Annotated in this window: 12 protein-coding genes; 2 read left to right on the plus strand and 10 right to left on the minus strand. The window is 67.5% G+C overall.

What is annotated here, in order from left to right; genetic code table 11:
- Positions 1-54 precede the first annotated feature (54 nt).
- The 6 genes from rpsP to AB7U46_RS12645 all read right to left on the minus strand — a co-directional run bounded on the left by rpsP (position 55) and on the right by AB7U46_RS12645 (position 4,237).
- A complete protein-coding gene (gene rpsP, locus AB7U46_RS12620) occupies positions 55-408 on the minus strand; it encodes a 30S ribosomal protein S16 (protein ID WP_428337328.1) in 354 nt (117 codons plus the stop codon).
- Between the two features lie 57 nt (positions 409-465).
- Complete coding sequence (locus AB7U46_RS12625; RefSeq protein WP_428337329.1) at positions 466-762, minus strand: chorismate mutase; 297 nt, start codon at positions 760-762, stop codon at positions 466-468.
- On the minus strand, positions 759-1,304 hold the full coding sequence (locus AB7U46_RS12630) for a GNAT family N-acetyltransferase (protein ID WP_428337330.1): 546 nt from the start codon (positions 1,302-1,304) through the stop codon (positions 759-761). Before AB7U46_RS12630 ends, AB7U46_RS12625 begins: the two co-directional genes overlap by 4 nt.
- Complete coding sequence (locus tag AB7U46_RS12635; RefSeq protein WP_428337331.1) at positions 1,301-1,840, minus strand: GNAT family N-acetyltransferase; 540 nt, start codon at positions 1,838-1,840, stop codon at positions 1,301-1,303. Before AB7U46_RS12635 ends, AB7U46_RS12630 begins: the two co-directional genes overlap by 4 nt.
- Before the next feature lie 82 nt (positions 1,841-1,922).
- The gene (gene ffh / locus AB7U46_RS12640) at positions 1,923-3,425 is read right to left on the minus strand and encodes a signal recognition particle protein (RefSeq protein WP_428337332.1); all 1,503 of its coding nucleotides are present in this window, start codon (positions 3,423-3,425) and stop codon (positions 1,923-1,925) included.
- A gap of 239 nt (positions 3,426-3,664) precedes the next feature.
- Positions 3,665-4,237, minus strand: coding sequence for an FMN-dependent NADH-azoreductase (locus AB7U46_RS12645; protein WP_428337333.1), 573 nt, complete (start codon positions 4,235-4,237; stop codon positions 3,665-3,667).
- 102 nt (positions 4,238-4,339) lie between these two features.
- On the opposite strand from AB7U46_RS12645, the gene AB7U46_RS12650 reads away from it, so the two are divergent.
- The gene (locus tag AB7U46_RS12650; protein ID WP_428337334.1) at positions 4,340-5,236 is read left to right on the plus strand and encodes a LysR family transcriptional regulator; all 897 of its coding nucleotides are present in this window, start codon (positions 4,340-4,342) and stop codon (positions 5,234-5,236) included.
- Positions 5,237-5,255: 19 nt separating this feature from the next.
- Here AB7U46_RS12650 and AB7U46_RS12655 read toward each other — a convergent pair whose 3' ends face one another.
- Genes AB7U46_RS12655 through AB7U46_RS12670 form a run of 4 tightly spaced genes read right to left on the minus strand, consistent with a single transcriptional unit; the run spans position 5,256 to position 10,125 of the window.
- The gene (locus AB7U46_RS12655) at positions 5,256-6,470 is read right to left on the minus strand and encodes an OpgC family protein (protein WP_428337335.1); all 1,215 of its coding nucleotides are present in this window, start codon (positions 6,468-6,470) and stop codon (positions 5,256-5,258) included.
- On the minus strand, positions 6,463-8,265 hold the full coding sequence (gene mdoH / locus AB7U46_RS12660) for a glucans biosynthesis glucosyltransferase MdoH (RefSeq protein WP_428337336.1): 1,803 nt from the start codon (positions 8,263-8,265) through the stop codon (positions 6,463-6,465). The genes AB7U46_RS12655 and mdoH overlap by 8 nt, the downstream gene beginning before the upstream one ends.
- Positions 8,266-8,269: 4 nt before the next feature.
- A complete protein-coding gene (locus AB7U46_RS12665) occupies positions 8,270-8,485 on the minus strand; it encodes a hypothetical protein (protein ID WP_428337337.1) in 216 nt (71 codons plus the stop codon).
- On the minus strand, positions 8,482-10,125 hold the full coding sequence (locus AB7U46_RS12670; RefSeq protein WP_428337338.1) for a glucan biosynthesis protein: 1,644 nt from the start codon (positions 10,123-10,125) through the stop codon (positions 8,482-8,484). Before AB7U46_RS12670 ends, AB7U46_RS12665 begins: the two co-directional genes overlap by 4 nt.
- A 446-nt stretch (positions 10,126-10,571) precedes the next feature.
- Here AB7U46_RS12670 and nhaD point away from each other — a divergent pair, with 446 nt between their 5' ends.
- The gene (gene nhaD / locus AB7U46_RS12675) at positions 10,572-11,900 is read left to right on the plus strand and encodes a sodium:proton antiporter NhaD (protein WP_428337339.1); all 1,329 of its coding nucleotides are present in this window, start codon (positions 10,572-10,574) and stop codon (positions 11,898-11,900) included.
- Positions 11,901-11,955 lie beyond the last annotated feature (55 nt).

Consider the following 11,955-nt stretch of genomic DNA (forward strand, 5'->3'; position numbering starts at 1 on the left):
CGGGCATCGCTGCCCGGCCCGCCTGTCTTAGCCGAAATCAGGCCTCGGGCCAGATTATTCTTCGGCCGGAGCCGCGGCCTTCGCAGCCTTTTCCTCGGCGCGCTTCTTCGCCTTGTCGCCCGGCTCGGCCTTCTTCATGTTCTTGCGCTCGGTCTTCGCGAGAACGCCCGCGGCTTCGAGGAAACGCGCGACGCGGTCGGTCGGCTGCGCGCCCTGGCCGAGCCAGTACTGCACGCGCTCCATGTCCATCTTCACGCGGTCTTCGCTGTCCTTGGCGAGCAGCGGGTTGTAGGTGCCCAGCTTCTCGAGGAAGCGGCCGTCGCGCGGCATGCGCGAGTCGGAAGCGACGATCGCGTAATGGGGGCGCTTCTTGGAACCGCCGCGGGCGAGCCGGATTTTCATAGCCATGGTGTTACTCCTTTGGATGGCTGGTTGCGGGTGCCGATTTCAGGTTCGGGCGGCCCGTCATTTCTGGAATTTCTCGTGATGCCGGATCACTTCCGAAATCACGAAGTTAAGGAATTTCTTGGCGAATTCGGGGTCGAGATCGGCCTCTTTCGCCAGTCTTTCGAGCCTCTCGATCTGTTGCGCCTCGCGCGCGGGATCGGAGGGCGGAAGCTCGTGCTCGGCCTTCAGCCGGCCCACGGATTGCGTGTGCTTGAAGCGTTCGGCGAGCGTATAGACGAGGATCGCGTCGAGCCGGTCGATCGAGGCGCGATGCTCTTTCAGCAGGTCGGCGGCACGGGTCGTGGCATCGGTCATGCGAGATCCTCCGGGTTCGGGTGGCGATAGACGCGCGCTTCCGTTTCGCCCGGGAAGGGCGCGGCCGCGGGGTCGAGCCGCGCGCCGAGCCGTTCGGCGAGGCGGATCGAGCGGGTGTTGTCCGGCGCGATATAGCTCACCGCCGTCTTCCAGCCGAGCACGCTGTAGGCATGGGCGCGCGCGGCCGTGGCGGCCTCGGCGACGATCCCCTTGCCCTCGTGTTCGGCGGACCAGACCGTCCAGCCGATCTCGAACTCGGGCCAGTTGATCGGCGCCCAGGGGCCGCACATGCCGAGCGCGCGATCCGAGCTTTGCGTGGTGAAGACGAAGCTGCCCCAGCCGCGCATCACCCAATGCCCGATCACGCCGGCCCAGGCGCGCCAGGCGGTGGCCTCGTCGGCGGCGGTGCCGAGCGCGCGGATCCAGTGCGACCGGTCGGAGAAGAAGAACTCGCGCCAGCCCTCGAAATCGCGCGCGGCGGGGGCGCGCAGCACGAGGCTTTCGGTCTCGATCACCGGGGTGGGGCAGAGCACGACGGTCATGCGCCTTCCCCCTTGCAGGCGGCCGGGGTCGGGTGGCGCCAGACGTTCATCGGCCCGTGGCGTTCGTGGAGGAAGGTGCCCTCGCGCACACAGCCAAGCCGCTCGGCGACCCGCGCCGAGGCGAGGTTCGGCGGTTTCACGAGGCTCATCACCGTCTTCAGCCCGACGACCTCATAGGCGTAGCGGCGCGCGGCGCGCCCGGCCTCGGTGGCGAAGCCGCGCCCCTCGAAACCGTTGAACAGATCCCAGCCGATCTCGATCTCGGGCCAGCCCTCGGGGTTGAAGAGACCGATCATGCCCACGGTCGCGCCCGTCGCCTTTTCCTCGGCGATCCAGCGGCCATAGCCGCGCAGCGCCCAGTGACCGGTCTCCATCGCAAGCATCCGCCAGGACAGCTCGGGCGAGATCGGCCCGCCGACGAAGCTCGCGCGGTCGGAGGCGTAGAACTCGGCGAAGGTCGGGAAGTCGCGCTCATGGGGGGCGCGCAGGATCAGCCGCTCGGTTTCCACGGTGGGGATGTCGAAGGTGAAGCTCATGCCCGGGCCTCCGCGCCGCGCGCAGCCGCGCCCGCCGGCAGGGCCGGGGCGTCAACGCGCGCGATATGAAGGCCGGACAGGGTCATTTCTTCTTGCCCATGAGGCCCGAAAGCCCCGACGGAAGCTGCATGCCGCCCGGCAGCGCGCCGCCGAGCCCCTTCATCTGGCCAAGCGCCTTGGTCGCCTCGGCCATCTTCGCCGGGTCCATCTCGTCGGCGCCGGGCAGGCCGCCCATCTTGCCCTGCATCGCGGCCATCGCCTGTTTCAGCATGCCGCCCTTGCCCATCTTGCCGAGCTTTTTCATCATGTCCGCCATCTGGCGGTGCATCTTGAGCAGCTTGTTCAGATCGGAAACGTCGAGGCCCGCACCCGCGGCGATGCGCTTCTTGCGGCTCGCCTGCAGCAGTTCGGGTTTCGCGCGTTCCTGCTTCGTCATCGCCTGGATCAGCGCGATCTGGCGGCGGATGGTGCGGTCGTCGAAGCCGGCTTCTTCCGCCTGTTTCGCCATCTTGCCCATGCCCGGCATCATCTGCATCACGCCCTGCATGCCGCCCATCTTCTGCATCTGCTCGAGCTGGGACTTCATGTCGTTCATGTTGAAGAGGCCCTTCTGGAACCGCTTCATCATGCGCTCGGCCTGTTCCTTCTCGAAGACCTCCTGCGCCTTCTCGACGAGGGCGACGATGTCGCCCATGCCGAGGATGCGGCCCGCGATCCGGCGCGCCTCGAAGGTCTCGAGCGCGTCCATCTTTTCGCCCAAGCCCACGAAGCGGATCGGTTTGCCGGTGGTGGCGCGCATCGAGAGCGCCGCACCGCCGCGGCCGTCGCCGTCCATCCGGGTGAGCACGACGCCCGAGATGCCGACCTTGTCCTCGAATTCCTGCGCGACCTCGACCGCGACCTGACCGGTCAGGCCGTCGACGACGAGCAGCGTCTCGCGCGGGGAGACCGCGTCGCGCACCTGCTGCACCTCGCCCATCAGGGTCTCGTCGATATGCAGACGGCCCGCGGTGTCGAGCAGGTAAACGTCATAGCCGCCAAGCGTCGCCTGCTGCTTGGCGCGTTTCGCGATCTGCACCGCCGATTCGCCCTGCACGATCGGCAGCGTGTCGACGCCGATCTGGGTGCCGAGGATCGCGAGCTGCTCCATCGCCGCCGGGCGATAGATGTCGAGCGACGCCATCAGCACCTTCTTCTTCTCGCGCTCCTTCAGGCGGCGGGCGAGCTTCGCGGTGGTGGTGGTCTTGCCCGAGCCCTGCAGGCCGACCATCAGGATCGGCGCGGGCGGGTTGTCGATCTTGAGCGTGTCGGCCTCGTCCTCGCCCGAGAGCATCTCGATCAGCTCGTCATGGACGATCTTCACGACCTGCTGGCCGGGGGTGATCGACTTCGTCACCGCGGCGCCGGTGGCCTTGCCCTCGACGCGCTTGACGAAATCGCGCACGACCGGCAGCGAGACGTCGGCCTCGAGCAGGGCGACGCGGACCTCGCGCAGCGCGGTGCGGACGTCATCGGCGGAAAGGGCACCCTGTTTCGTCAGGCGCTCGAACACGCCGCCAAGGCGCTCGGAAAGACTTTCGAACATGGGCCACCCTCCTTGATCGGGGCCAGACAAACGACAAGCGCACCAGTGGGCGCAACGCGCTGACTGGTGGCGATCCCGGCCGCGTGCCGGGACCGGAGGTTTCGTCCTCCGGGGAATCTGCGGTGACTTAAGCGAAAAGCCCCCCGGAGTCAACCGAGGGGCCTTTGGCCGGTGGAGAGCCGGCGGGGGAGGGCGCCCGGCCCCGGCAGAGCACGGGATCGGGGCAGGGCGCCAAGGGGTCAGGCGGCGAGCGTCGCGATCTGCGCCTCGGCGCGGGCGAGCGCCGCGGCCTCGTCGACGGCGACGCCTTCGGCGGCGACGACGGTCACGTCGGTGATGCCGATGAAGCCGAGCACCTGCTTGATGTAGGGGGTGGCGAGGTCATAGGGCGAACCGGCCGGCACGCCGCCCGAGGTATAGGCGACGATCACGCGCTTCGCACCGGCGAGGCCCTCGGGTCCGGCTTCGGTGTAGCGGAAGGTCTCGCCGACGCGGCAGACCATGTCGATCCAGTGCTTGAGCGGGCCGGTGACGCCGAAATTGTAGACGCCGCAGCCGATCACGACCACATCGGCGGCCTTCAGCTCGGCGATCAGTTCGTCGGAGAGGGCGAGCGTTGCCTTCTGCTCGGCGGTGCGGGCATCGGCCGGGGTATAGGCGGCGCCGATCCAGGTGCCGTCGATCGCGGGGATCGCGGTGCAGTCGCGCACGGTGACCTCGCCGCCGACCTTGGCGGTGATCTTTTCGGCAAGCTTGTGCGAGACCGACATCGGCCCCTTGATCGAGGTGTCGAGGCGCAGAATCTTGGTCATGGAAAGGCTCCGGGAGGTTGTTTGCTGTTGCAGAAAAAATCTCCTCTTGCGGGCTCGAACTCAACAGGCATGATTGCGCAGGGTTTGTTCGCGGGCGCACAGATGAATTTCGAGAACTGGGACGAGATCAGAACCGCCTATCAGGTGGCGCGGGTGGGAACGGTGTCGGGCGCGGCGGAGGTGCTCGGCGTGCACCATGCTACGGTGATCCGGCACGTCGACGCGCTCGAGGCGCGGCTCGGCACGAAGCTGTTCCAGCGCCATCCGCGCGGCTACACGCCGACCGAGGCGGGCCAGCAGCTGCTCGCGGTGGGGCAGGCGACCGAGGATCAGTTCGCCCAGCTCGCCGCGCGGATCGCGGGCGCGGGCGAGGAGGTGCGTGGCGAGCTGATCATCACCTCGCTGCCCTCGCTTTCGGGACTGGTGATGCCGGCGCTGGCCGATCTGATGCAGGCGCATCCGAATCTGGTGCTGCGCTACCTCACCGATCAGCGGGTGTTCCGCCTCGAATATGGCGAGGCGCATGTCGCGATTCGCGCCGGCAACCGGCCGACCGAGCCCGACAACGTGGTGCAGGTGCTTGGCCAGAACCGGGTCGCGCTTTACGCCTCCGAGGCCTATCTCGCGAAATTCGGCCGGCCCGCGGGGATCCACGATCTCGCCGGGCATCGTTTCGTCGCCTCCGACGCGCGCGACAGCCGCGCGCCCTTCTTCCGCTGGCTCAGTGCGAATGTGCCCGCCGACCAGGTGGTGTTCATGGCCAACGAACTCGTCTCGCAGGCGGCGGCGGTGCAGGCGGGGATCGGTCTCGGCTTCATCCCGGTCCTCGAGGCGGAGCACATGCCCTGGCTGATCGAGGTGGTGCCGCCGCAGCCGGAATGGGAATCCTCGCTCTGGCTCGTGAGCCATGTCGACCTGCATCGCACGCCGAAGGTGCAGGCGGCGCTGAAGGCGCTGAAGGCGGCGGCGGCGCGCTGTGGCGCCGGCACCGAGGTTTGAGAGCGCGCGCCGGGGGCGCTTAGCGCGCCGCCGCGGCGAAGCGATGCGGATCGGGCAGCGCCGGCACGCCGGGGGTCGGGATCGCGGGCATCTGCGCGGCGGATTGCGGCGGGCGCTTGATCCGCTCGCGGATCGCGGCAAAGGCCCACTGGATCGAGAGACCGCCGAGGATCAGCACCGTATCCTGCAGGAAACCGCCCGGATGCACCTCCTTCACCGCCTGCGCGAAGATCGCGAGCACGGTGCCGGTGGCGAAGATCGGCAGGCCATGGCGGCCGAGCAGGCGCACCGGCTTCATCACGGCCGAGGCGGCGATCCGCGGCACGATCCCGGGCAGCGAGAGCAGGTAGCCGAGCGCGAGGAAATGCGTCAGCCGCGGGCCGGAGACATAGGTCTTGTCGAAATCGACGAGGAAGAACGGCGCCCCCCATTGCCGCAGCTGCCAGACGACATGGCCGAGGGTCTCCATCAGGTAATCCGACTTCACCCAGATCGCGCAGAGGATCGCCCAAAGCGCGGCGGGCCAGATCAGCCAGGACTTCACCGGCACGAAACGATGACCGTTGCGCAGCGCGAGCCCGGTGAGGATGCCGAGCGAGAACAGCAGCTGCCAGGCGAAGGGGTTGAAGAACCAGCCGCCCTCGAACGGGTAGTTCGGCAGGTCGAGACGGGTCATCCCGGTCAGCACCCAGAAACCGATCGTGAAGGCCAGAAGCCCCAGCGGCCAGCGCTGCCCGAGCCGGATCAGGAAGGGCGCGCCAAGCAGCAGCACCGCATACATCGGCAGGATGTTGACGTAACCAAGCTGATGGCCGAGCGTCGCGATCCCGACGAGGAAGGCGAGCGGCTCGGTGGTGAGCGGCAGGAAGGCGTTCTTGGTCAAGAGCGCCTCGCCCCCGAACCAGAGCGCCGCGCCGCTGACGATCGCGATCGCCCAGACGGCGGTGAGGATATGCACCATGTAGAGCAGCCAGGAGCGGCCCCAGATCCGGCGGAAGATCGGCCAGTTCAGCCCCTCGGCCATCTTCGGCCCATAGGCGAGCGCGGCGGCGCAGCCCGACATGAAGACGAAGCCCTCGGCGGCGTCCGAATGGCCGAAATTGCGCGAGGTGAAATGCTCGTAGATCGTCCCCGGCACGTGGTTGAGGTAGATCATCACGAGGCTCAGCCCGCGGAAGAAGTCGAGCCGCGGATCGCGGGCGCCGCTCGGCAGGGGGGTCTTGGTCTCAGGCATGGGCTTTCAACTCCGGCGCGTCGCTGGCGCTCTGGGCGGCGAGGTCCGCTTCGTCTTCGGCGATCCAGCGCGCGAGCATCCTGTCATGGAGCTGCATCACCGGGGCAGGGGAATATTCGCTCGGCACTCCCATCAGTCGGGAGGTCGAGGGCTGCGACGACCACCACAGGATCGCGGGGGCAAAGACCATCGGCAGGCCGACGGGCAGGAGCCAGAGCAGCAGCCCGGGCGCGAAGGCCCAGGTCGCGAAGAGGCCGACGAGGCCGATGGTGACGATCCAGTGCGAGGCGGCGAAACTGCCCGCGACGCTCAGCGTGCCGTCGCCGCGGTTGTTCGTGGGCCAGCCGCCGTCGCGGCCAAGCAGCACCTGGAACACCGAGCGGGTGGCATACATCAAGAGCACCGGCGCGGTGAGCGAGGAAAAGGCAAGCTCGGCCAGGGTCGAGGCGAAGGCGAGGCCGCGGCCGCCGAATTGCAGGGCGCGGCCGGTGAAGGCGGCGCGCGTCGCGATCAGGATCTTGGGCAGCAGGAGCAGCCCGAAGATGCCGATCGCGAGGCCGATCGCTTTCGAGGCCTCCGAGGGCGGGAAATAGGGGATCGGCCAGCCCGGGGTCGGGAAGTAGTCCGGCGGCGGGGCCATGATCGGCGCCGCGATCGAGGCGAGGATGAAGCCGAGCCAGAACAGCGGCGCGATATAGGCCATGATCCCCTGCGCGAAGACGAAGCGCGACCAGGGGCGCAGCCCCGGCGCGCCGATGATGCGCGAATGCTGCAGGTTGCCCTGGCACCAGCGCCGGTCGCGCTTGGCGTGATCGACGATGTTTTCGGGGCCTTCCTCGAAGCTGCCTCCGAGATCGTCGTCGAGCCGCACGATCCAGCCGGCGCGCGCAAGCATCGCGGCCTCGACATAGTCGTGGCTCATCACATGGCCGCCGAACGGCGGCTTGCCGCGCAGCGGGGGCAGGCCGCAGCTTTCGGTGAAGGCGCGCACCCGCACGATCGCATTATGGCCCCAGAACGGGCCGGTCCGGCCCTGCATCATCGCGAGGCCGCGCGCGAAGATCGGCGAGAAGAAGGAGGCGGAAAACTGCATCGCGCGGCCAAAGCGCGAGCGGGCGCGGATCACCTTCGGCAGGGTCTGCAAAAGGCCCAGCCGCGGCTCCGCCTCCATCCGGCGGATCATCTGCAGGATCGTCTCGCCTTCCATCAGGCTGTCGGCGTCGAGGATCACCGCGTAATCATAGGCGCCGCCCGAGCGGGTCATGAAATCCTCGATATTGCCCGCCTTCTTGCCGGTGTTGTTCTCGCGCCGGCGGTAGAAGTAGCGGCCAAGCCCGTTCTGTTCGGTCACCAGACGCTGGAACAGATGGCGTTCGCGCTCGGCGATCGCCTCGTTGCGGGTGTCGGAGAGCACCGCGAAATGCACCTCGGCCGGATCGCCCGTCGCCTGCAGCGAGGCATCCATCGCGGCGAGCCGGGTGAAGGTGAAGAGCGGATCCTCGTTATAGACCGGCATCAGCACCGCGGTGCGGCCGCGGATCGGCGCGTCGTGGTCGTAGCGCGGCGCATGCGAGAAGGTGGTGAGGCCGATCATCGCCTGCACCGCGCCCCAGGCGAGCCAGAGCGTCGAGATCAGGATCAGCAGCGCGCGGAAGATGTCGAGCGCATCGAGCCCGTCGGCGGAACCGAACTGCAAAAACAGCACGAAGGCGCCAAGCCCGGCAAGCAGGCTGAGCGCCAATGCAAGAAGGCGCAGGGCGTAAAGCCCTGCGCGCGAGAGCGGCCCGGTTGTCATGATGTCAGAGGCCGGCGCCTGCCGAGGGCGCGGCGGGGCGATGCGGCGTCAGCCCGTCGATCAGGCGACGGAGCAGGCCGCGCTCCGCCTCGATCACCTGCGGCGGCATCGCGAGCGGCGCCTCGGGCAGGGCGCAGGGGCCTGCGATCAGCGCTTCCGCGCTCGACGGCAGGGCCGCTGCGGAGGAAAGAGCCACGCGTTGGGAGGTAAATGCGGTCATGCCTTCATCCATTGATAAAGCCAGGTCTCGGTCAGCTTGCGACCATAACCCGCAATATGGGCGTTGAGTTCCACGGTTTCACCCCCTCCGGCCTTCACATCGAGGACAAGACGCCACACGCCGTCTTCGGGGATCTTGGAAAGCACCTGCGTCACGATCTCGCCCTTGGCGACAGAGGTGACGATATTGAGCTTGTCGGCGGCCTCGGCCGGCAGGTTGGCCAGCAGCCCGCCCGCGAAGTCGATCACGAACTTGCGCGTGCCCGCGGTGTTCTCGACGCCGGAGACGCCGCCGACACCGGCACGGGTCTCGACCACATGGGCACGCTCGTCCGCCGGATCGAAGGGGATGTCGCCCCAGCGCAGCCGATAGGAGATCTCGAAGGCGCTGCCGGCCTTGGCCGCGGCATCGGGCACCCAGAAGGCGACGATATTGTCGTTGACCTCGAGATCCGAGGGGATCTCGACGAGGCGGATCGAGCCCTTGCCCCAGTCGCCGATCGGTTCGACCACGCAGGAGGGGCGGCGCTCGTAAAGCGCGGCGGGATCCTGGTAATGGTCGAAGTTGCGGTCGCGCTGATAGAGGCCGAAGGCCTTCGGCGCGGTCTCGCTGAAATAGCTCGAGGCGAGGCGCGGCGGATTGGCGAGCGGGCGCCACAGGATGTCGCCGTCGGCGCGCTGAATGCCGAGCCCGTCGCTGTCATGCACATTCGGACGATAGTCGTCGAAGGCGGAGCGGTTGCGCTCGGCGAAGAGGAACATCGAGGTCAGCGGCGCGATGCCGAGCTGCTGCACGTCGGCGCGGAAGTAAAGCCGCGCGGTCACCTCCATCACCGTTTCCTCGCCGGGGGTGATGGTGAAACGATAGGCGCCGGTGAGCGAGGCGCTTTCCAGCGCGGCCCAGACCTTGATCGTCTCCGAACCGGAAGCGGGGCGCTCGACCCAGAACCTGGTGAAGCGCGGGAATTCCTCGGCGACCGAAAGCCCGGTGTTCACCGCAAGGCCGCGGGCCGAGAGGCCATAGGCCGAGCCGCGGCCGAGCGCGCGGAAATAGGAGGCGCCCTGGAAGGCGACGAGCTCGTCGAAGATATCGGGGCGGTTGAGCGGCGTGTGCAGCCGGAAGCCGGCCACGCCGGGCAGCGCGACATGCTCGGGCACGTGCTGGCGCGCCTCGCGCTCGTAGATGAAGTCGTCGGTGTCGAAGCTCATCTCGGTCGCGGCGCCGTCGGTGACCTCGTAGAGCAGCACCGGCTCCTTGAAGAGCCAGCCCATGTGGAAGGCGTGCAGCTGGAAGCGGCTGTCCTCGACCGAGGAGAAGCGGGCGCGATCCGGGTTGAAGCGGATCAGCCGGTAATCGTCATAGGTGAGCTGCGACAGGAAACTGTCGGGCAGCGTGACGGGCGCATCCGGCGTGCCGGCGGCGGCGCGCATCTGGTCGGAGAGCGCGTCGTAGGAGAACGGCTGGCTCTGCGGTGCGGCATCCGGCGCGGGGGCGGCGGGGGCCGGCGTGGGCGTGGCGTCCTGCGCCGCGGCACTGCGGGCGCGCAGGCCGAAGCCGGCAGCGAGCGCACCGGCCGAGAGCGTTGCGAGCAACCGGCGGCGGGTCAGCGAGGGGGCAGGTTCAGACCGGAAGGAGGTCATGCATTTTCCAAGAGATAACAGATAGTTCCAAGGGCCGCGAAAAGCGGCCCCTTTGCCGCTTCTATAGTCACAGGCTGAAAAAACGCGCAAGAGATCTGTATGTCACAGCCCCGTCAAATTTGCCGCAGAGCCATGCATCCAGCGCATTGTTGCGCAGTTGTGGCCCGGAACAGGCGGGAAGTTGCGCATTCTGCGGGTGCAAAATGACGGCTGCGTGAAAATCGGGCGTTCCGTGGAGAGCCGGAGGGCCCGGCCGCGTGCCGGCGATGCCCGTTTTCGAGGCCGGCCCGGGGGGTGAGTCGCGGCTTTTTCGGCGGGCGCCGCACGATCCGCCCCCGCCCCGCGGGCGATTTGCGCGCGCGTGGCCCCGCCGGGGGCGATTTGCCTTGTTTTGCGGGGGGGGTCTCGGATAAATCCTGCCAAAACAGGAGAGGAGTAAGGGACAGATGGAAACGCTCAACCTGACCACGAGCTGGGTCGGGATTATTGCGGTGTTGATCTTCGTCGGCGCCTATGTGCTGGTGATCCTCGAAGAAGCCACCCACATGCGCAAGTCGAAGCCGGTGATGCTGGCGGCGGGCCTGATCTGGGGGCTGATCGGCATCGCCTACATGCAGGCCGGGCTGACCGGCGTCGCGCATGAAAAGGCGATCGAGATCGTCGAGGAATATGGCGAGCTCTTCCTCTTCCTGCTGGTCGCGATCACCTATGTGAACACGATGGAGGAGCGCCACGTCTTCGACGTGCTGCGCGCCAAGCTCGTCGGTCTCGGGCTGACCTATCGCAAGCTGTTCTGGGTGACCGGGCTGATCGCCTTCTTCCTCTCCGGCGTGCTCGACAACCTGACGACCTCGCTCGTGATGGGCGCTGTGGTGATGGCGGTCGGCAAGGGTCATCCGAAATTCGTCGCCACCTCCTTCGTCTCGCTCGTGGTCGCGGCGAATGCGGGCGGCGCCTTCACCCCCTTCGGCGACATCACCACGCTGATGGTCTGGCAAAAGGGCGTGATCGAGTTCTTCGAGTTCTTCGACCTGCTGATCCCCTCGGCGCTCAACTGGCTGGTGCCGGCGCTGATCATGTCCTTCGTGATCCCGAACGAGGTGCCCGCCGACGTGCATGGCACCGCCCATGCCAAACCCGGCGCGGGCATGGTGGTCGTGCTGTTCTTCCTGACGATCGTCACCTCGATCTGCTTCAAGAACTTCCTCGCGCTGCCGCCGGCGCTCGGCATGATGCTCGGCCTCGGCTACATGCAGATCTATTCCTATTTCCTCACCCGCAAGATCACCAAGCGGCGGGCGCATGAGGAGCTGGTGCTCGACGCCTTCAAGCAGTTCGAGCAGCTCGAATGGGATACGCTGCTGTTCTTCTTCGGCATCATCTTCGCGGTGGGCGGCCTTGGCGTGCTCGGCTATCTCGATATGCTCTCGACCCTGCTTTATCAGGGGCTTGGCGCGACGGCGGCGAACTCGATCCTCGGCGCGATGAGCGCGATCATCGACAATATCCCGCTGATGTTCGCGGTGCTGACGATGGATCCGGACATGAGCCACGGCCAGTGGCTGCTGATCACGCTGACCTGCGGCGTCGGCGGCTCGCTCTTGTCGATCGGCTCGGCGGCGGGCGTGGCGCTGATGGGGCAGGCGCGCGGCGTCTATACTTTCACCACGCATCTGAAATGGACCTGGGCGATCGCGCTGGGCTATTTCGCCTCGATCGGGGCGCATCTGCTGCTGAACGCCGATCTCTTCGACGTGGTGGCGCGCGCCCACTGAGGCAACGCCTTTCCGAAACGGCCCGGAGCGCAGGCTCCGGGCCGTTTCCTTTGGC

The organism is Paenirhodobacter sp., assembly GCF_050177655.1.
Classification (GTDB): Bacteria; Pseudomonadota; Alphaproteobacteria; order Rhodobacterales; family Rhodobacteraceae; genus Rhodobacter.